This is a genomic window from Pseudomonas sp. (assembly GCF_002796985.1).
In the GTDB taxonomy this organism is placed as follows: Bacteria; Pseudomonadota; Gammaproteobacteria; order Pseudomonadales; family Pseudomonadaceae; genus Pseudomonas.
Window position 1 is genome coordinate 134,779 of sequence record NZ_PEKX01000022.1, and the last position, 19,804, is coordinate 154,582.

Genomic DNA, 19,804 nt, shown 5'->3' on the forward strand with positions numbered 1-19,804 from the left:
TGCAGCCTGACCTTCGCCCAACTGCCGGCGCCGCCGGCTGGCCGGGGGTGAATCGCAATGGCCGACAACCTTCAGGAACAGCTCTACCAGAACCTTCGGCAGGCCCTGCTGAGCGGGCGCTTCCAGCCCGGCGAGCGGCTCAAGATCCGCGACCTCGCCGATGAATGGGGCACCAGCCCCATGCCGGTTCGCGCGGCCCTGCAGCGACTGGTCGCCGAGGGCGCGCTGGAAGGCGAGCCGCAGCGCTCGCTACGGGTGCCGGTAATGACCCGCGAGCGCTACCTGCAGATTCTTCAGGTGCGGCAATCGCTGGAAGGACTGGCGGTGGAAGATGCGGCCAGACACCTGAAGCCCGCTGACCTGGCGCTGCTGCACGATTGCACCGCGCGCATGGAAAACGCGCTGAACGCCCGTGACGTGCAGGGCTACCTGGCGGCCAACAGCGAATTCCACCTGACGCTCTACCGCGCGTGCGGCAACCCCACGCTGCTGCGCATGATCGAGGCGCTGTGGCTGCAGGTCGGGCCCTTCTTCAACCGGCTGTTCACCGAGGCCGACCTGTCGCTGCGCCTGAACGACTTCCACGAAGACACCCTGCAGGCGCTGGAGCGCGGCGATGGCGCAGGCGCGCGCAAAGCCATCGAACAGGACCTGGGCTACTGCGGCCAGTACCTGCTCAACCTGCTGGAGCTGGAAAGCGGGGGAAGGCTGGGGGCGCGCTAGGGCGCCCTTCAGGGGGTCTTGATGAAGCGGACGTTGTCCTTCTTGATCAGGATCGTCTCGCCGTTGAGCTGTTCGAACTCGTAGTAGTCATTGTATTTGTCGTAGTCGGAGTGATCCTTCACCAGAATTTCGCTGCCATCCTGCAGCGTCACCACGGCCTTGTCGGCGCATCCGGCGAGGCCGAGCAGCAACAGGCAGGTGAACAAGGCTTTCAACTTCATAGTTTCTCCACGGGGCATCGTACCCGCCCGGACAGCAAGGGCTGGACGTACGCTGGGTTGCCTGTGTGACCATGGAAGTTTCAGGAAATTCCGATACCTGCCTTCAAGTATCCAGCCATACGTCGCGTGCCCAGGTCCAGACGGAGTCCCAGGTCTCCTCGGTGAGCTCGCCGTCGGCCCAGAGAATCACCTCACCGTCCTCGGCGACCGCGTAGTAGTCGTCACCATCGGCGCAGAGCGGAATCAGCTCGCGCGGCAGGCCGCTGGCCCAGGCTACGGCAGCCACTTCCGGCAGGTAGGTATGCGACTGCGGGTCGGTGGCCGTGACCGGTTCCAGGCGGCCGTAGACGACGTCGCTGACCAGCAGGAGGAACTCGCGGAATTCCGACGGAATGCCGATCAGCAGGGCTTCCTCGATTTCCACCAGCAGCTCTTCGTCCGGCAGTTCCAGCGGTACCGGAACCGGCTCGTTCGCTTCACGCAGTTTCTCGATCACATCTTCCACAGACGGGGTCTCTCTCTATTCGACGAATGGCGCGCTTTATACAGTAGTAGCCGGCCCTCCGCGCAAGGCCACTGCACGGGCGTTGTCCGGACGAGCGGCGGGCCAGCGGGAGCTGCCGTGCGTCTTGGCGAGGCGGGCGGCAGAAACGAAAAAGCCCGGCATTCGCCGGGCTTTTTCAGTGTCGCGCGCAGGATCAGTTCTGACGGATGCCCGCCACCAGCCAGGGCTGGTTCTCGCCCTGCGGGCGTTCCATGCGCCAGCTTTCGCTGAAGGGTTCGCCCTGGTCGAAGCGCGAGGACTTCGAGACACCGCTGAAGGTCAGGGTGGCGATGGTCTTCTCGGCCTGGTCGTCCACGCCTTCAAGCTGCACGTCGAGGTTGTCGATGTAGGTGGACTGGTAGCCCTCGCCCAGGTCAGCGCGCTCCTGCTTGAGGAACTGCAGCATCTGCGGGGTGACGAACTCGGCGATCTTGTCCATCTCGTTGGCGTCCCAGTGCTGCTGCAGGGACATGAAGTGCTCGCGGGCGGCGCCGATGAAACGGGTCTCGTCGAACCAGCTCGGCGCGTTGATCACCGGGCGGTTGTCCATCGCCGGACGGGACGCACCACCGAAGATCGACGGCGGAGCGGCCGGCATTTCACGCTGCATCGGCGCATGTCCACCGGCCATGGCGGGCTGGTTGCCCTGCTGCTGGCGGCGACGGGAGGCGATGAAGCGGAAGGCGATGAACGCGATCAGCGCCATGATCAGGATGTCGAGGAACTGCATGCCCTGGAAGCCGTCGCCCATGAACATGGAGGCGAGCAGGCCACCGGCGGCGAGGCCGGCCAGCGGGCCGAGCCAGCGCGACGCACCGCTTTTGGCAGCAGCACCGGCAGCGCCTGCGGCAGCACCGGTTGCGGCCGGGCCAGCGGCAGTGGGGGAATTCGGTGCGGCGTTGGGTTGCGCCTGACGGGTCTGGTGGCTCGGCGCCGAGCCCATGCTCTTGCCGCCACCGAAACGTTTGGCGGCGTTGACGTCGAGGCTGAGCGTCACGGCGACACAGAAGGCCATGGCAAGGCTGAGAAAGCGCTTCATGGTGGTCATTCTCTTGGTTGGTATTCGACGCGCGTCATGTTGCCGCCCTCGATGGAGGAGGGCCAGCCGGATTTTGTTTCGCGCTGTTGCCCTGTCTGGGGCCCAGGCATTAGATGGGGGCGGATGATTCCCTTTCCAAATCAGTCTGTTACTGATTCTTTCAGAACCGCCTGTCGGAGGAGTCGAATGATAGGCTTCGCTGAGCGAGGCCGTCAGCCGCGCGTTCCCCTGACCAGCCCGCCGCGAGGACCGCCGACCATGCATGCCATCGACTTCATCCAGGACCTCGCGGTGATCATGCTGATTGCCGGATTCGTCACCATCCTCTGCCACCGCTTCAAGCAGCCGGTGGTACTGGGCTACATCATCGCCGGGGTGATCATCGGCCCGCACACGCCACCGTTCGCCCTGGTGCACGACGAAGAAACGATCAAGACCCTCGCCGAGCTGGGGGTGATCTTCCTGATGTTCTGCCTGGGCCTGGAGTTCAGCCTGCGCAAGCTGTTCCAGGTCGGCGCCACGGCGTTCATCGCCGCGTTCCTGGAAATCACCCTGATGATCTGGGCCGGCTTCGAGATCGGCCGCCTGTTCGACTGGAGCACCATGGATTCGCTGTTCCTCGGCGCGATCCTGGCGATGTCCTCCACCACCATCATCATCAAGGTGCTGGGCGACCTGAAGATGAAGAACGAGCGCTTCGCCCAGCTGATCTTTGGCGTGCTGATCATCGAGGACATCCTCGGCATCGGCATCATCGCGCTGTTCTCCGGCATCGCCGTGAGCGGCACGGTGGAGGCCGACCAGGTGTTCTCCACGGTCGGCAAGCTCAGCCTGTTCATGGTCGTCGCGCTGGTCGTCGGCATCCTGCTGGTGCCGCGCCTGCTGGCCTACGTGGCGAAATTCGAAAGCAACGAGATGCTGCTGGTGACGGTACTCGGCCTGTGCTTCGGCTTCTGCCTGCTGGTGGTGAAGCTGGAGTACAGCATGATCCTCGGCGCCTTCCTGATCGGCGCGATCATGGCCGAGTCGCGCCAACTGATCCAGATCGAACGCCTGATGGAGCCGGTGCGCGACATGTTCAGCGCGATCTTCTTCGTCGCCATCGGCCTGACCATCGACCCCAAGGTGCTGGTGGACTACGCCGCGCCGATCCTGGTGATCACCCTGGTGGTGGTGGCGGGCAAGCTGGTCTCGTGCGGCGCTGGCGCCTTTATTGCCGGCAACGACGGGCGTACCTCGATGCGCGTGGGCATGGGCCTTTCGCAGATCGGCGAGTTCTCCTTCATCATCGCCGCGCTGGGCATGAGCCTGGGCGTGACCAGCGACTTCCTCTATCCAGTGGTGGTCGGCGTGTCGGCCATTACCACGCTGCTGACGCCCTACCTGATCCGCTCCGCCGACCCGCTGGCGTTGTACCTGGGGCGCAGCCTGCCGTCGCCCATGGTGCGGGTGTTCAGCCTGTATGGCGAATGGCTGCGCAGCATCAAGCCGCGCGGCGACAAGGCGATCCTCGCCGGGATGATCCGCCGCATCCTGCTGCAGGTCGGGGTCAACCTGACCCTGGTGATCGGCATCTTCTTCGCCCTGGCGTTCTTCGCCGGGCAGATTGGCCAGTGGCTGGCGCAGTTCGTCGAGCCCGAAGCGCTGCACAAGGCGCTGATCTGGGGCGCCGCGCTGCTGCTGTCGCTGCCATTCCTGATCGCCGCCTACCGCAAGCTCAAGGCCCTGGCGATGCTGCTGGCGGAGATGGGCGTGAAGGCGGAGAGCGCCGGGCGTCATACGGCCCGCGTGCGCCGGGTGATTGCCGAGCTGATCCCGCTGCTGTCGCTGGGCGGCATGATGCTGCTGCTGGCGGCGCTCAGTTCGAGCATCCTGCCGCCGGGCGAGCTGCTGGTGGTGGTGGCGTTGATCGCCGCACTGGTGATCGCGGTGTTCTGGCGCTGGTTCATCCGCGTGCATTCGCGGATGCAGGTGGCGCTGATCGAGACCTTCGAGCAGAACGGCGGGCATCACTGAGGATTGACTGTAGGAGCGAGCTTGCTCGCGAACCAGCCCCGTTGTGGAGTCGGTTCGCGAGCAAGCTCGCTCCTACGAAGGGCAAAAACCCGCGTCAGCGCGTCAGATCGCTTCCAGCTTCGCGTACCCCATCATCAGCCACTTGCTGCCCTCGCTGTCGAAGTTCACCTGCACCCGAGCCTGGGCGCCGGAGCCTTCGAAGTTGAGGATCACGCCGTCGCCGAACAGCGGGTGGCGGACGGATTGGCCGAGGCTGAACGGGGTGTCCGGCACGCTGGCGCCGCTGAACAGATTGCCGCTGCGCTGGTTGCCGGACAGCGGGCGGCTCACCGAGTTGGACAGGCGCACTTCCTGGATCAGGCTTGGCGGGATTTCGCGGACGAAGCGCGAGACCTTGTTGTAGGTCTCGCTGCCGTACAGGCGGCGGGTTTCCGCGTAGGTCATGACCAGGCGGTGCATGGCGCGGGTGATGCCCACGTAGGCCAGGCGGCGTTCCTCTTCCAGACGGCCGGGTTCTTCCAGGCTCATCTTGTGCGGGAACAGGCCTTCTTCCACGCCGGCGAGGAACACCAGCGGGAATTCCAGGCCCTTGGCGCTGTGCAGCGTCATCAGCTGCACGCTGTCCTCGAAGGCGTCGGCCTGGGTATCGCCGGACTCCAGCGCGGTGTGGTCGAGGAAGGCCACCAGCGGCGGGGTGTCCTCTTCGTCCGGGGTCTCGAAGGCGCGGGCGGCACTGACCAGTTCTTCCAGGTTTTCCACCCGTGCCTGGCCTTTCTCGCCCTTTTCTTCCTTGTGGTAGGTGATCAGGCCGGACTGCTCGATGACGATCTGGGTCATCTGGTGCAGCGGCAGGCCTTCTACCTTCACCGCCAGCAGGTCGACGGTTTCCAGGAACACATTGAGCGCGCTGGCGGCGCGGCCGGCCACGGCCTTGGCGGCGATCACGTCGTTGATCGCGCGCCACATGGAGGTGCCGTTGTGGCGCGCGGCGTTGCGGATCGCCTCGACGGTCTTCTCGCCGATGCCGCGCGGCGGCACGTTGATCACCCGCTCCAGCGCGGCGTCGTCGTCGCGCAGGCGGATCAGGCGCAGGTAGGCCAGGGCGTTCTTGATCTCGGCGCGCTCGAAGAAGCGCTGGCCGCCGTAGATGCGGTAGGGAATCTTCTCGCGCAGCAACGCCTCTTCCAGCACGCGGGACTGGGCGTTGGAGCGGTAGAGGATGGCGATTTCGCTGCGCTTCAAGCCGTCCTTGCGCAGGGCGTCCTCAATGGTCTCGACGATGTAGCGCGCTTCGTCGTGCTCGTTGAAGCCGGCGTACAGGGTGATCGGGTCGCCGTCGACGCCGTCGGTCCACAGCTCCTTGCCCAGGCGCCCACTGTTATTGGCGATCAGCGCATTGGCGGCCTTGAGGATGGTCGCGGTGGAGCGGTAGTTCTGCTCCAGGCGGATGTCCTCGGTGCCGGCGAAGTCATCGCCGAACTGCTGGATGTTCTCGATCTTCGCCCCGCGCCAGCCGTAGATCGACTGGTCGTCGTCGCCCACCACCATCAGGCTCTCGCCGCCCTTGCCGAGGAAACGCAGCCAGGCGTACTGCACGGCGTTGGTGTCCTGGAACTCGTCCACCAGGATGTGCCGGAAGCGCCGCTGGTAGTGCTCCAGCAGGCCCGGGCGGTTGCGCCAGAGGTCCAGCGAGCGCAGCAGCAGCTCGGCGAAATCGACGACGCCGGCGCGGGCGCAGGCTTCTTCGTAGGCCTGGTAGACGCTGACCATGGTCGCCAGGTACAGGTCGCCGCCGGCCTGGATGTTCTGCGGGCGGTTGCCCTCGTCCTTCTGGCCGTTGATGAACCACTGCGCCTGGCGCGGTGGCCAGCGTTGCTCATCGAGGCCCAGCTCGCGCACCACGCGTTTGACCAGGCGCAGCTGGTCGTCGCTGTCGAGGATCTGGAAGTTCTCCGGCAGCCCGGCCTCCTGCCAGTGCGCCCGCAGCAGGCGGTGCGCCAGGCCGTGGAAGGTGCCAACCCACATGCCGGCCGGGTTGATGCCCAGCAGCTGCTCGATGCGCGCGCGCATCTCGGCAGCGGCCTTGTTGGTGAAGGTCACGGCCAGGATGCTGTGCGGCGAGGCGTTCTCGACCTGGATCAGCCAGGCGATACGGTGCACCAGCACGCGGGTCTTGCCGGACCCGGCGCCGGCGAGCACGCGCTGGCGCCCCAGCGGCGCGGCCACGGCCTGGCGCTGCGGGTCATTGAGGGAGTTGAGCAGGTAGGAGATGTCATCGTTCATGGGGCGGCATTCTACCGACGGGCGGTTTTCCCCGGCAAACCGGGCCGCCGTTCGGCGTCTTCCCGACGAAAGTTGGGAGGGCTTGCAGCCAATTGCCATCATCCTGCTTGGGTGGGGCTATCTCCTCGGGTATGCTCCGCCGACGCCTAGGCCAGAACCTACAAGAAAAACGCCTATGACTGCTTATGTAGAGCCTTCGGCGATCCCGGTGAGCCATGCCGAGATCCGCCAGCAGTACGCTCACGAAATTGCCGTCGAACGCACGCGCCTGCTCTATCAGGGCTCGCGGGTGCCGACCCTGCTCATGCTGCTCAACGGCCTGGCTTGTGCCGGTTTGCTGTGGGACTACGTGCGCCAGGGGCTGCTCGCCGGCTGGCTGATCTCGCTGGTGCTGCTGGCCGTCCTGCGGCTGATCCAGGTGTCCGCCTTCAACGCTGCCAGCGCCGAGCGCCAGGCCAGCCCGCACTGGCAGCGCACCTTCCTGTTCGGCGCCGGGGCCTCCGGCCTGACCCTGGCGTTTGCCGCTATCGCCCTGGTGCCGCCGAACGCTTTCCTCCAGCAATCCCTGGTGTTCGGCCTGATCGCCGCGGCGATCCTGTCCGCCAGCGTTGCCTATGCGGTCAGCCTGCCGGCCTTCCTGACCTTCGCCTTGCCCTGCCTGTTCCCGTCCATTGCCTATTTATTGATCAGCGATAACCCGCTGCAGCAAGGCTGGGGTGTGCTTGGGGTAATCCTGCTGGCCGCGCTGCTGGTGGTCGCCTGGCAGATTCACCGGGTGGTCCATGTCGGCCTGCTGCGGCGCTTCCAGGCCCAGGCGCTGGTGGCGCACCTGGAGCGCGCCAAGGCGCAGGCCGAGGCGCTGAACCAGGACCTGGAGCGCGAAGTCGAGCAGCGCCGCCGCGCCGAACGCGAACTCTGCCGCGCCCGCGACGCCCTGCAAGAGCGGGTGGAGGCGGGCAGCGTGCAGCTGACGCACACTGAGGCGCGCCTGGCCCTGGCGCTGGAAGCCAGCGAGCTGGGCCTGTGGGACTGGAACCTGCTGACCGATGAAGTGCACCACTCGCACCTGGAGGAGATCTTCGGGATCACCCAGGACGTGGTGAAGAGCGTGCGCAACGACCTGCGCCCGCGCCTGCATCCCGATGACCTGCCGCTGCTGCGCCGCGCACTGGTCGAACACCTGAAGGGCCGCACTGACGGCTACCGCATCGAGTACCGCGTGCGCCATGCCGCCGGCCACTGGGTCTGGGTGGAGGACCGCGGCCGGGTGATGGAGCGCGACGGCAGCGGACAGGTCACGCGGATGGTCGGCACCCGCGCCGATATCTCCACGCGCAAGCTGCGCGAGGAAGAACAGCGCCTGGCCGCCACCGTGTTCGAGGCCGCCAGCGAAGGCATCATCATCCTCGACCCGGACTATCGGCTGATCGCCCTCAACGAGGCCTTCACCCGCCTGACCGGCTACCGCCGCGAGGAAGTGCTGGGGCACAACGTCGCGCGCCTGATGGGCTCGGCGGAAGCCTTGCGCCGTTACCAGTCGATCCGCGCCGAGCTGGAGCGCCTGGGCACCTGGCAGGGCGAGCTGATCGAGACACGCAAGAACGGCGAGCTGTACCCGCAGTGGCTGCAACTGAACGTGGTGCGCGACAGTCGCGGGCAGGTCGCCCAGGTGGTTGGCTTCTTCGCCGACCTCACCGCCCGCCGCGATGCCGAGGAGCGCCTGCGCTACCTGTCGCATTACGACGAGCTCACCGGGCTGGCCAACCGCACGCTGTTCAAGGAGCGCCTGCACGAGGCCAGCCAGCGCGCCCGCCAGGAAGGCCGCACGGCGGCGCTGCTGCTGATCGACCTGGACCGCTTCAAGCTGCTCAACGACAGCCTCGGCCATGAAGTCGCCGACCAGCTGTTGCGACAGATGTCGCGGCGCATGACCCAGACGGTGCCGGAAGCCGACACCATCGCGCGGCTGTCCGGCGACGAGTTCGCCGTGCTGATCGACTCCTATGCCAGCCTCGCCGCGCTGGCGCGGCTGTCCAGCCGTCTGCTGGCCAAGCTGCGCACGCCGATGACCGTGGGCGGCCACGAGCTGGTGGTCAGCGCTTCGGTGGGGATCAGCCTGTTGCCGGAAAACGCCTGGGAAATCTCCGCGCTGCTGAGCCAGGCGAACATGGCCATGCAGCATGCCAAGCACCTGGGCGGCAACACCTTCCAGTTCTTCACCGACAATCTGCAGGCCTGCACCCTGGAGCGCCTGCAACTGGAAACCCGCCTGCGCAAGGCCATCGACGAAGGCCAGCTGGACGTGCACTACCAGCCCAAGCTGAACCTGGCCAACGAACGCCTGGACAGCGCCGAGGCACTGGTGCGCTGGCGCCACCCGGAGATGGGCATGGTGCCGCCCGGCGACTTCATCGGCCTGGCCGAGGAGACCGGGCTGATCGGCGCCATCGGCGAATTCGTCCTGCGTCGTGCCTGTCAGCAGGCCCGCGCGTGGCAGCGCGGGGGCCGCGAGCTGCGGGTATCGGTGAACCTCTCGGTGCACCAGTTGCGCACTGGCAACCTGGTCGACCAGGTCCGCGCCGTGCTGGAGGAAACCGGCCTGCCCTCGCACCTGCTGGAGCTGGAACTGACCGAAAGCCAGCTGCTGGACAACGTCGAGAGCGTCACCACGACCTTCCGCCAGCTACGCGAAATGGGCGTGAAACTGGCCATCGACGACTTCGGCACCGGTTATTCCTCGCTCAGCTACCTCAAGCGCTTCCCGGTGGACTACGTGAAGATCGACCAGACCTTCATCCGCGACCTCTCCGAGCGTGGCGAGGACGCGGCCATCACCCGCGCGATCATCGCCATGGCGCACAGCCTGGAATTGAAAGTGGTGGCGGAGGGCGTCGAGCACGCCGAGCAACTGCGCTTCCTGCGTGCCAACGATTGCGACGAGATCCAGGGCTACCTGATCAGCCAGCCGCTGCCGGCCGAGCAATGTCTCGCCCTGCTGGAGCGCAGCGACCGGCTCTGAGGCCAGAGCCGGCCTGCCGGCTCAATGGTGCTGGTGGTCGCTGGAGACGCCCTGCAGCACGCTCTGGTCGATCTCGCTGAAACGCAGCACTCGTCCACCTTCGTTAGCGACCATGCGATCGGCATCGGCGCGCTCGGCGAACGAGGCGAGGGTCGCACCCATGGCGCCGGGCTTCTTCACGCCGACCACGTAGAAGGCGCTCGTGGCGTCGATCAGGTGGCGGTCATCGGGGTGGTTCCAGTCGCTGCGCGCCATGTCATGTACATACAGACGTGCGCCGCTGTGCTGGTTTTCCGGCTGCAGCCACCAGCCCAGCAGCTCGGCCGTTGAACAGAACTTGTGCACCGCGCCGGGGGCGACGGCTTCGCCTTTGGGCCCGGCGAAGTCGCTGATGATCATGCCGCAGACGTGGCATTCCTCACCGTTCTGGAAGGGCACCGGGCCCAGGTTGGCGGCTTCTTTGGCGGCATCGTCGCAGCCACCGAGCAGCAGGGAGAAAAGCCCGGCGGCGAGGCCGAGGCGAAGGGGGCGGGACAGCAGCATGGGGGCTCCTTGGGTTAAATCGGGCTCAAGTCAGATCGGGCGCCGGCGGAACAGCGCATAGGCCAGCGCCAGCGCGGCCAGGGTCCAGGCGCACAGCGCCAGCCACAGGGCGGCAACGGGAACGGCGAGGTCGCGGCCGAGGGTCAGCACGCCGCCCAGTTCGGAGCCGAAATCGGGCAGGTTGATCAGCCGGTACAGGTCGGTGGGGTTGAGCAACAGCAGCCAGGGCAGCAGGTTGGCGCTGAGCTGCCCCTTGCCGATCACCAGCAGGGCGAGCAGGGCGAGGTCGAACAGCAGCACGAAGAAGAACCACACCCCCAGCGCCAGGCCGGCGGCGGTGGATTTCTCGCTGACCCGGCTGCTCAGCGCATAGGCCATGGCCAGGAAGGTCCAGCCCAGCAGGCAGGACGACAGGATGAAGCGGGCGAAGGAACCCAGCAGTTGCCCCAGCGGGATACCCGGCACCAGCACGGCGATGGCCAGCGCGGCGGCGGAGAAGCCCAGCAGCGTCGCCAGGCCGAGGATCAGGCCGTGGCCGAGGAACTTGCCGATCAGCAGCTGCCCGCGCCCCAGCGGGTAGGTCAGCAGGAGCAGCAGGGTGCCGCCTTCCTCCTCGCCGACAATGGCGTCATAGGCCAGCAGCAGGGCGATCAGCGGCATCAGGAAGGTGGCCAGGCTGGTCAGGCTGGCCAGCGTCGCCGGCAGCGAGGTGAAGCCCACCTGGCCGCTGGCGGCGGCGCCGAGCCAGGCGATGCCGACCGCGAGCAGGGCGAACAGCAGGCTGATGGCGAGCAGCCAGCGGTTGCGCAGGCCGTCGGCCAGTTCCTTGCGGGCGATGTTCCAGATCATGTTCATGCCGGAACTCCCGCTTGTGAACTTTGCATGTGGTGGCGATAGAGGTCTTCCAGCGACGGCGGCAGCACCTCGAGTTCCTGCGCGTGCTCGGCGAGCAGCACACTGAGCACTTCGTGCTGGCGCTCTTCGCCGACACGCAATTCCAGGCGCCGGGCATCCAGTGCGGCGACGCCATGGCCGGCGGCGCGCCAGTGCCGAGGCCAATCGCTGTCGGGGCTGCCGGCGTAGCGGATACGCACGGGCAGGCCGGCATCGCGGCGCAGGTCGGCGAGGCTGCCGGCGGTGAGCAGCCGGCCCTTGGCGAGGATCGCGGCGCGGTCGATGTGCGACTCCACGCCGGGCAGCACGTGGGAGCAGAGGATGATCCCGGTGCCCTGCGCGCGCAGCCGGTCCAGCCACTGGTAGAGCTCGATGGTGGCCAGCGGGTCGAGGCCGACGGTGGGCTCGTCGAGCAGCAGCAGTTGCGGCTGGCCGAGCAGTGCCTGGGCCAGGCCGAGGCGCTGGCGCATGCCCTTGGAGTAAGTCTTCACCCGGCGCTGCGCGGCGTGGCTGAGGCCGACCTGTTCGAGCAGCTCGCCCACCTCGGCGGGCCGTGCGCCCTTGAGCCGGGCGAAGTGCTGCAGGGTTTCGCGGCCGGTCAGCTGCGGGTAGAAGGTCACGTTCTCCGGCAGGAAGCCGATGCGCCGGCGTACCGCCGGGTCGCCTGGTGATTGGCCGAAGACGCGCACCGAGCCTTGTGTCGGGCGCAGCAGACCGAGGATGAGTTTGATCGTGGTGGTCTTGCCGGCGCCGTTGTGCCCGAGCAGGCCGAGGACTTCGCCGGCGCCCAGTTGCAGGTCGAGGCCATGCAGGGCGGTGAAGCCGCCGTAGTCCAGGGTTGCAGCTTGGATATCCACGGGGTTCATGGTTGCGCCTCCAGGTCGGGCGCGCGCATCAGCGGGAAGCTGTCGCGCACGCCGGGCGGACGGGTAACGGGAAACGCGCGCTGGACCCAGCGCAGCAGTTCGATGGCGGGGCTGGTCATCAGCAGTTGCACCTGCGGGTAGAGCCACAGCAGCTGGTCGACCTTGTCGTTGGGTTCGTAGGCGACGTCGCCCACGCCGTCGGCATTGCGGTCCCAGCCCAGGTAGTCGCTCCAGTAGTTGCCGTGGCCGTCGGCCGACCATTCCTGGGTGCGGCTGGCGACGTACTTGACCTGCTGGCGGTTGCCGATGAAGGCGTTGCCGCTGAGGCGGTTGTCCTCGGAGCCGGCGGTCAGGTGGATGCCCAGGGCGCTGCTCTCGAAGCGGTTGTCCTCGATGCGGTTGAACAGCGAGTTGTAGATGAACAGGGCCTTGCCCTCGGCGCCGGCGATCATCGCGTCGCCGCCGCCATCGCCGCTGCGCACGGCTTCGACACGGTTGCCGGTGAGGGTGGAGTAGGTGATGTAGTTCATCAGGATGCCGTAGTTCTGGTCGTCCACCGAGCGGTTGCCGATCACGGTGAGCTTGCGGCTCTGCATCAGTGCATAGCCGGTGCGGGTGTGCCGGGTGGTGTTGCCGATCACCCGGCTGTTGTTGGTGAACATGTAGTGCACGCCGTAGCGCAGGTCCTCGAAGAGGTTGTCTTCGATGGCGCTGTCGTTGGAGGTGTCGATGTACACGCCGTCGCGGGTCTGGTGGACCTGGTTGCCGCGCACCAGGGCATTCTTCACCGCATAGAGGTGGATGCCGTTGCCGCGGTCCTGGGAGCGCACGCTGGGGTCGCCCTGGATGCGGTTGTCGAGCACCTGGACGTCAGGCGTTGCGTCGAGCCAGATGCCGAAGCCGGCGCCTTGCAGGTCGTTGCCGCGCACCACCGTGCCGCGTGCGGCCTTGTCGATGAAGATCGCCGCGTCCATGGCGGTCAGGTCACGTCCCCAGTTGCGCAGGCTGCAGCCCTCGATGGTGACGCCGGGCACGCGCACATGCAGCGTGCTGCCGGCACCCTGGCCGTCGATCAGCGCGCCGGGCGCGCAGCGCAGGTGCAGCGGATGGTCGATGGTGAAGTTGCCGGTGTAGGTACCCGCCGGCAGTGTGCGGATGTCGCCTTCGCCCTGCAGTGGCAGTTGGTCGATGGCTTGTGATTGCGCCTGGGCGCTTGCCGCGAGCAACAGCGACAGGGCAAGGCCAGGCCTGGTGAGTCCCATGCAACACCTTTTCGTCGATACCCCGCCGACGGTTGCCGGCGGGGCCAGGGGCCCGGATGTCAGGCCTTTTCCACCATCATGCGGCCGACCATTTCCATGTGCAGCGCATGGCAGAACCAGCTGCAGTAGTACCAGTACAGGCCGGGCTTGTCGGCGGTGAAGGTGATGGAGGAAGTCTGCTGCGGGCTGATCTCCATGCTCACGCCGTGGTTGACCATGACGAAGCCATGGCTGACGTCTTCGATCTCGTCGAGGTTGGTGATGGTGACGGTGACTTCGTCACCCTGCTTCACGGTGAACTCGGTGAGGCCGTAAGCGGGGGCAGAGGAAGTCATGTAGACGCGGACCTTCTTGCCGTCGCGGATGACCTTGTTGTCCTGCATCAGGTCGATGCCGTCGCGCTTGGCGATGGCCACGGTTTCGGCGAAGAAGGGGTCGTCGCGTGTCCAGATCTTGCGGGTCTTGATCTGGTCGCGGCGGGCCAGGATGCAGTCATGCGGCTCGGCGAAGGTGGGGCCGTCGTGCACCAGCTTCATTTCGTCGCCGGAGATGTCGATCAACTGGTCGTTCTCCGGGTGCAGCGGGCCGGTGGGCAGGAAGCGGTCCTTGGAGAACTTGCTGAGCACGACGATCCACTGGCCGTCGGCTTCCTTGGTCTCGGTCAGCGAGGCGTGGTTGTGGCCCGGCTGGTAGTGCACGTCGAGCTTCTGGCGGATGTAGTCGACCTTCTCGCCCTTGTAGGCGCGAATGGCGTCGGCGATGTTCCATTTCACCAGCTGGCTGTCGATGAACAGCGTGGTGTAGGCGTTGCCGCGACCGTCGAAGGTGGTGTGCAGCGGGCCCAGGCCCAGTTCCGGTTCGCCGACGATGACGTCGCGCGGGTCCTTGAGCTTGCCGGCGAACAGGTCGGGCAGCTTGTCGATGGCGATGATGCTGCAGGTGGGCGACAGCTTGCCGTTGGCGATGAAGTATTTGCCGTCCGGCGAGGTGTTGAGGCCGTGGGGGTTCTTCGGCACCGGGATGTAGCGGGTGACGACGCTGTCCTTGCCGTCCTTCTTGCGCCCGTCGACCACCGGCACCTTGCTGTCGCCCAGGGTGATGAAGCGCTTGGCCTTGATCTCTTTCTCGATCGCCGGAACGTCGAACACCACGACCCAGTCGCGCTCGTTGCGCATCATGCCGGCCAGGTCGGTGGCCTTCTCCGAGTTGTAGCAGGTGGAAGCGGCGAAGCGACCGGTGTAGTCCATGTCGCTGTTGTCGAGGTTGCCGTCGACGATGACCTGCCAGGCCACTTCCATGGTCTCGGCGTCGACCGCGTTGTACATGGTGAAGGCGTTGTCGGCGGTGATGTCGAAGCTCGTCCCGTCATTGGGGTGCGGGATGATGAACTCGGCGTTGCAGAACACGTACTTGGTGTGCGGCACCTTCTGCAGGCGCAGGCCGTGGATGGCCTGGACGTTGGGGATGGTGGTGATCTTGTCGCACTTCATGATGTCCAGACGGATACGCGCGACACGGCTGTTGGCCTTGTCGTTGATGAACAGGTACTTGCCGTCGTACTTGCCGTCGGTCATCGAGATGTGCGGGTGGTGGCAGTCGCCGTTCAGGAAATGCGCGCTGTCACCGAGGACGCGCTTGCTCTCGTTGGTCAGCCCCCAGCCGGTGGCCGAGTCGACGTTGAACACCGGGATACGCATCAGTTCGCGCATGGACGGAACGCCCAGTACGCGCACTTCACCCTGGTGGCCGCCGCTCCAGAAGCCGTAGTACTCATCCAGCTCGCCGGGGGCGATGTGGATCTTGTCCTGCGCCGACTTCACCGCCTCCGCCCAGGCTTCACGCGAGGTGAATGCGCCCATCGAGCCCGCCGTTACCAGCGCCGCAGCGCCGGTGACCGCGGATGCGCCGAGGAACCCCCGCCGGCTGAGCCCGGCGATCTCGTCCTGTTGCTGCTTCTTCTTGGTCATGTCCTGCTCCTTCCTTAAGGCAAATGGTCAGATCTGTTGCACCGCAATCAGCTGGTCGTCGTCGCTGCCAGCCGCGCGCTTGCCGCGCTTCTTGCGCTTGTTCACCAGCGGCGGGCACTTGTTCTCGTTGTGGTAGGTCATCTGGCAGTCGAGGCAGTAGTGGCACTCGTTGGCGTTGATCCTGCCGTCGGGGTGGATGGCCTGGATCTCGCATTCCTTGGCGCACAGCTGGCACGGCTGGCCACATTCCTTGCGGCGCTTGAGCCAGTCGAACAGGCGCGCCTTGCCGGGGATCGCCAGCGCCGCACCGAGCGGGCAGACGTAGCGGCAATAGACCTTGCGGGTGAACAGGTTGATGACCAGCAGCACCACCACGTAGGCGACGAACCACCACTGGCGGTCGAAGTGCAGGGTGATGGCGGTCTTGAACGGCTCGACCTCGGCGAAACGCTCGGCGGTGGAGAGTGACTCCAGGGAGAGGCCGAACAGCACCAGCAGGACGATGTACTTGATTGCCCAGAGCCGCTCGTGGACGGCGAAGGGCAGCTCGTACTGCGGCACCTTGAGCTTGCGCGCGGCTTCGTTGAGCAGCTCCTGCAACGCACCGAACGGGCACAGCCAGCCGCAGAACACGCCACGACCCCAGAGCAGGATGCTGGCGGCGGTGAAGGTCCAGAGGATGAACAGCACCGGGTCGATGAGGAACAGTTCCCAGCGGAAGCCCTCGAACAGCGAATGGACGAAGGTCAGCACGTTGACCACCGAGAGCTGGCCCAGGCAGTACCAGCCGATGTAGGTCAGGGTGAACAGCAGGTAGCCACGGCGCAGCCAGTGCAGCAGCTGTGGGCGGCGGGTCAGGTTGTCCTGCAGGAACAGGATCACCGCCAGCAGCCCGAGGGCGGACAGCAGCACGCCGATCTGGAAGCTCTTCTGGTACCACACGCGCAGCCACATCGGCCGCTTGGCATCAGCCAGCGCCTCCAGTTCGGCGGCGCTGGGCTGCGGCCGGTCGAGGTAGGCCTCGGGTGTCTGGTAGCCCAGGTCGAAGGTGGTGAACAGGCTGTCCACCGGGCCGGTCTGGCGCCGCACCAGCAGCTCCAGGTCCCACGGGGTGCCGGGGTCGAAGCGCTGCGCGGGGCGGACGATGAAGATCGCCATCTCGGCGAAGTGCGGCATGCCTTCGGCGTAGGTGTCCGACAGGCGCTGGTAGTCGAGGTCACGGAAGCTGAGGATGTCGCCGAACTGGCGGATCTGTACCCGGTCGAAGATGCCGCCGCGCACATAGCCCGAGCCCTTGAACGAATACTCGCCGCTGCCCAGCACCACCACGGCATATTCGCCGGGCTTCAGGGCGTCCATCAGCTCGCGGTATTGCTTGTCGCCAAGCAAATTGCGGCCGACGTTGGGCGGGTTGAGCAGGGCGGTGTAGAGGTCGATGAAGGTGTCTTCGCGCTGCTGCGCATCGCGGGCCTGGTTGACCTTCTCGGCGGCGGTGCCCTTGAAGGCATCGTCGATCTGCCCGCGGGTCAGTTTCAGCTGACGGATCGCGCCGTTGCCCAGCAGTTCACTCCAGCTGGCCGGTTGATAGAGGTCGGCGCGGACGATGGCGGGCTTGGGTCGTACCTGGCCGTCGTCCTTGATCAGCTTGAGCGACACCGCCACGGTGCGGGCGGCGCGCATGATGATCTCGTTGACCACCATGACCGTCACGGTGGCGCCGGCGACGGCGTCCACGGTGACCGTCTGCGGGTCGCCGGAACGCCCCACGGCAACGCGCTGGTCCGCGCGCAGGCCGGAATATCCGGCCGTGAAGGCGTGCAGTTTCTCTTCGGGGATGCCGATCAGCAGGATCGGCTCGTGGTGTTCGAGGACGTAGCTGCCGCGGATCACTGCCTGAGGATCGAGGATGATCTGGACATTGATCGGCTTGCCCGAATACGCGGGCATGCGGGTGACGCGGATACTCTGGAAGGCATAGCCCAGCAGCTTGTCGCCGTGGGACAGACGCCGCACACCGTACTCGCCCTCGGGCTCGCCGATGTGGTCGGCCTGGGGAAATACCTGCTGGATGCGCGTTCGCTCCAGGTCACTCAAATCGGCACCCTGGGCTGCCAGGCTGAGCATCAGCAACAGGCAGCCGAACAAGGTTCTGAACAGATCGCGAACGCCCAACATGAGGCCTCCTTCCTCCATCGCCCCAATGGGCAGAACTGCGTCAGAAGGCGGTGGGCGCCGATCTCACGCGGTGGGTCACTTGAGGGTGACGATCCACTCGGCCAGGGTCTTGGCTTCTTCCGGGCTCACGGCGTTGGCCGGCATCGGGATCGGCCCCCAGTTGCCCTTGCTGCCGGTCTTGATGCTGTTGGTGATGTGGGTAACGCCATCCGCCTGCGGGCCGTACTTGGCGGCAACGTCATGGAACGCCGGGCCGACGAGCTTCTTGTCGACCGAGTGGCAAGCCACACAGGACTTAGCCTTGAACAGCTCCTCGCCGGTGCTGGCCATCGCGGTTGTCTGGACCAGCAGGCCGCCGAACAGCAGGGCTACCAGGGCTTTATTCATGAACGTTTCTCCTCACAGGCGTGGCGCTTCGAGGCGCCGATCGTTTTCGCCGGCGTCCCGCCCGGCGGCTGTGGCGAATTCTAGGAGCGCTCCATGCAGCTTCCGCTTGATGCGAATCAAGAACTGATGGCGATGTGCTTGAGGCATTCCGTCGCGCTGGATAGTTTGCTAACCGAAACTTCCTACCGAGATTCGTCCGCCATGAACGCCCCTGAGCAGAACAGTCCGCCGCTCTTCTACCAGCCATCCGGCAACGAGGTGGCCCTGTTCACCCATGCCTCTGCGCAGGGCATGCCGGTGCTGATCAAGGGGCCGACCGGCTGCGGCAAGACTCGCTTCGTCCAGCACATGGCCCAGCGCCTGAACCTGCCGCTGTACACCGTGGCCTGCCATGACGATCTATCGGCGGCGGACCTGGTTGGCCGCCACCTGATCGGCAGTGACGGCACCTGGTGGCAGGACGGCCCGCTGACCCGCGCGGTACGCGAAGGCGGCATCTGCTACCTGGACGAAGTGGTCGAGGCGCGCCAGGACACTGTCGTTGTGCTGCACCCGCTGGCGGACGACCGCCGCGAACTGTTCATCGAGCGCACCGGTGAGTCGCTGGTGGCGCCGCCCGGCTTCATGCTGGTGGTGTCCTACAACCCCGGCTACCAGAACCTGCTCAAGGGCATGAAGCCCAGTACCCGGCAGCGCTTCGTCGCCCTGCGCTTCGACTACCCGACGCCCGAGGCCGAAGCCGCGATCATCGTTCGCGAGGCCGGTGTCGCGCCGGAACTGGCGCAGCGCCTGACGCAACTGGGCGTGGCCCTGCGCCGGCTGGGTCGACAGGAGCTGGAGGAAGTCTGCTCGACACGCCTGCTGGTGCTCACCGCGCGCCTGCTCAACGCCGGCGTGGCGCCGCGCGATGCCTGTCGCGCCGGGCTCGCCGAGCCGCTGTCGGACGACGAGGCCACGGTCGCCGCGCTGATGGACCTGGTCGATGTCCACTTCGCTTGAGGTGCCTGTCAGCGTCCGGCGTCTGCCGGGCGATTTGGCGATGTGGTTCTTCATCCTCGCCGAGCTGACGGTCTTCGCCATCCTCATCATCGTCTTCGCCGTGACCCAGTACCTGGACGTCGAAGGCTTCCGCGCTGGTCGTGCGCAGCTGGACCTGTCCACCGCCCTGGCGCTGACCCTGACCCTGCTCACCGCCGGCTTCTGCGCGGCGCTGGCGGTGGAACAGGTGCGCCATGGCCACCAGCGGCGCGCGGCTGTGCTGCTGGCCGCTTCCATATTGCTGGGCCTGGCCCACGTGGTGCTGAAGTCTGCCGAATACCATCACCTCGCCACGCGCGGGCTGGACCTGGAATACAGCACCTTCTTCACGTTGTTCTGGCTGATCACCGGCTTTCATTTCCTGCATGTGCTGCTGGGGCTGGTGATTCTTGGCTGGATGACGCTGCGCTGCCTGCGCGGCGACTACCGCAGCGACACCCTGGGCGGGCTGGAATCCGGTGCGCTGTACTGGCACATGGTCGACCTGGTCTGGGTGGTGCTGTTCCCGCTGGTCTACGTGCTGGCGCCCGGCTCATGAAGACCTTGCTGCTCGCCTGGCTGATGATGCTGCCCATGTCCATCGGCGCCGTCTGGCTAGGCCACCACGAGCCCGATGCGCTACTGCCCGTGGTGGCGATCCTGCTACTCGGCCTGGGCAAGGCCTGGCTCATCGTCGGGCGCTTCATGGAGCTGGGCTTCGTCGGCTTCGGCCAGGCTCCCCTGTTGTGGCGTTCGCTGCTGCTGGGCTGGCCGCTGGTAGTCACCGGCGTGATCCTGGCCCTGCACGCAACTCCTTGATATTCCTTCGAAAAAATACCTGACTGGAA

17 protein-coding genes are annotated in these 19,804 nt (G+C 66.2%); 6 read left to right on the forward strand and 11 right to left on the reverse strand.

Annotation, left to right across the window (positions count from 1 at the left end):
* Window positions 1-57: 57 nt before the first annotated feature.
* Window positions 58-723, forward strand: coding sequence for a GntR family transcriptional regulator (locus tag CTR55_RS25735; RefSeq protein WP_296290515.1), 666 nt, complete (start codon window positions 58-60; stop codon window positions 721-723).
* Between the two features lie 8 nt (window positions 724-731).
* Here the strand turns inward: CTR55_RS25735 and CTR55_RS25740 are convergent, their stop codons facing one another.
* The 3 genes from CTR55_RS25740 to CTR55_RS25750 form a co-directional block, all read right to left on the reverse strand.
* A complete protein-coding gene (locus tag CTR55_RS25740) occupies window positions 732-944 on the reverse strand; it encodes a YgdI/YgdR family lipoprotein (RefSeq protein WP_017521498.1) in 213 nt (70 codons plus the stop codon).
* A 103-nt stretch (window positions 945-1,047) separates the two neighbouring features.
* Window positions 1,048-1,449 (reverse strand): SMI1/KNR4 family protein, encoded by a 402-nt coding sequence (locus CTR55_RS25745; protein ID WP_205338258.1) that lies wholly within the window; start codon window positions 1,447-1,449, stop codon window positions 1,048-1,050.
* 193 nt (window positions 1,450-1,642) lie between these two features.
* Window positions 1,643-2,527 (reverse strand): Tim44 domain-containing protein, encoded by an 885-nt coding sequence (locus CTR55_RS25750; protein ID WP_296290516.1) that lies wholly within the window; start codon window positions 2,525-2,527, stop codon window positions 1,643-1,645.
* Between the two features lie 258 nt (window positions 2,528-2,785).
* Between CTR55_RS25750 and CTR55_RS25755 the strand changes: the two genes are divergently transcribed.
* Window positions 2,786-4,543, forward strand: coding sequence for a cation:proton antiporter (locus tag CTR55_RS25755; protein ID WP_296290517.1), 1,758 nt, complete (start codon window positions 2,786-2,788; stop codon window positions 4,541-4,543).
* Window positions 4,544-4,645: 102 nt separating this feature from the next.
* Here the strand turns inward: CTR55_RS25755 and uvrD are convergent, their stop codons facing one another.
* Window positions 4,646-6,826, reverse strand: coding sequence for a DNA helicase II (gene uvrD, locus CTR55_RS25760; protein WP_296290518.1), 2,181 nt, complete (start codon window positions 6,824-6,826; stop codon window positions 4,646-4,648).
* A 175-nt stretch (window positions 6,827-7,001) separates the two neighbouring features.
* On the opposite strand from uvrD, the gene CTR55_RS25765 reads away from it, so the two are divergent.
* Window positions 7,002-9,845, forward strand: coding sequence for an EAL domain-containing protein (locus tag CTR55_RS25765; protein WP_296290519.1), 2,844 nt, complete (start codon window positions 7,002-7,004; stop codon window positions 9,843-9,845).
* Window positions 9,846-9,866: 21 nt separating this feature from the next.
* Here the strand turns inward: CTR55_RS25765 and CTR55_RS25770 are convergent, their stop codons facing one another.
* The 7 genes from CTR55_RS25770 to CTR55_RS25800 all read right to left on the reverse strand — a co-directional run bounded on the left by CTR55_RS25770 (window position 9,867) and on the right by CTR55_RS25800 (window position 17,939).
* Window positions 9,867-10,388 carry a nitrous oxide reductase accessory protein NosL gene (locus CTR55_RS25770; protein WP_296290520.1) on the reverse strand — a complete coding sequence of 174 codons (522 nt, stop codon included), beginning with the start codon at window positions 10,386-10,388 and terminating at the stop codon, window positions 9,867-9,869.
* A 30-nt stretch (window positions 10,389-10,418) separates the two neighbouring features.
* Window positions 10,419-11,243 carry an ABC transporter permease subunit gene (locus CTR55_RS25775; RefSeq protein ID WP_296290521.1) on the reverse strand — a complete coding sequence of 275 codons (825 nt, stop codon included), beginning with the start codon at window positions 11,241-11,243 and terminating at the stop codon, window positions 10,419-10,421.
* Window positions 11,240-12,148 carry an ABC transporter ATP-binding protein gene (locus CTR55_RS25780; protein WP_296290522.1) on the reverse strand — a complete coding sequence of 303 codons (909 nt, stop codon included), beginning with the start codon at window positions 12,146-12,148 and terminating at the stop codon, window positions 11,240-11,242. The genes CTR55_RS25775 and CTR55_RS25780 overlap by 4 nt, the downstream gene beginning before the upstream one ends.
* Complete coding sequence (locus CTR55_RS25785; RefSeq protein WP_296290523.1) at window positions 12,145-13,410, reverse strand: nitrous oxide reductase family maturation protein NosD; 1,266 nt, start codon at window positions 13,408-13,410, stop codon at window positions 12,145-12,147. Before CTR55_RS25785 ends, CTR55_RS25780 begins: the two co-directional genes overlap by 4 nt.
* Window positions 13,411-13,469: 59 nt before the next feature.
* Window positions 13,470-15,377, reverse strand: coding sequence for a TAT-dependent nitrous-oxide reductase (nosZ, locus tag CTR55_RS25790; protein ID WP_296290524.1), 1,908 nt, complete (start codon window positions 15,375-15,377; stop codon window positions 13,470-13,472).
* Window positions 15,378-15,404: 27 nt separating this feature from the next.
* Window positions 15,405-17,552: a transcriptional regulator NosR gene (gene nosR / locus CTR55_RS25795; protein ID WP_296290525.1), complete on the reverse strand. Its 2,148-nt coding sequence runs from the start codon at window positions 17,550-17,552 to the stop codon at window positions 15,405-15,407.
* Window positions 17,553-17,627: 75 nt separating this feature from the next.
* Window positions 17,628-17,939 carry a c-type cytochrome gene (locus CTR55_RS25800; RefSeq protein ID WP_296290526.1) on the reverse strand — a complete coding sequence of 104 codons (312 nt, stop codon included), beginning with the start codon at window positions 17,937-17,939 and terminating at the stop codon, window positions 17,628-17,630.
* A 201-nt stretch (window positions 17,940-18,140) separates the two neighbouring features.
* Between CTR55_RS25800 and CTR55_RS25805 the strand changes: the two genes are divergently transcribed.
* Genes CTR55_RS25805 through CTR55_RS25815 form a run of 3 tightly spaced genes read left to right on the forward strand, consistent with a single transcriptional unit; the run spans window position 18,141 to window position 19,775 of the window.
* The gene (locus tag CTR55_RS25805) at window positions 18,141-18,938 is read left to right on the forward strand and encodes a CbbQ/NirQ/NorQ/GpvN family protein (RefSeq protein ID WP_296290527.1); all 798 of its coding nucleotides are present in this window, start codon (window positions 18,141-18,143) and stop codon (window positions 18,936-18,938) included.
* Window positions 18,922-19,515: a cytochrome c oxidase subunit 3 gene (locus CTR55_RS25810; RefSeq protein ID WP_296290528.1), complete on the forward strand. Its 594-nt coding sequence runs from the start codon at window positions 18,922-18,924 to the stop codon at window positions 19,513-19,515. The genes CTR55_RS25805 and CTR55_RS25810 overlap by 17 nt, the downstream gene beginning before the upstream one ends.
* Window positions 19,512-19,775, forward strand: coding sequence for a cytochrome C oxidase subunit IV family protein (locus CTR55_RS25815; protein ID WP_296290529.1), 264 nt, complete (start codon window positions 19,512-19,514; stop codon window positions 19,773-19,775). Before CTR55_RS25810 ends, CTR55_RS25815 begins: the two co-directional genes overlap by 4 nt.
* The last annotated feature ends 29 nt before the right edge of the window (window positions 19,776-19,804 follow it).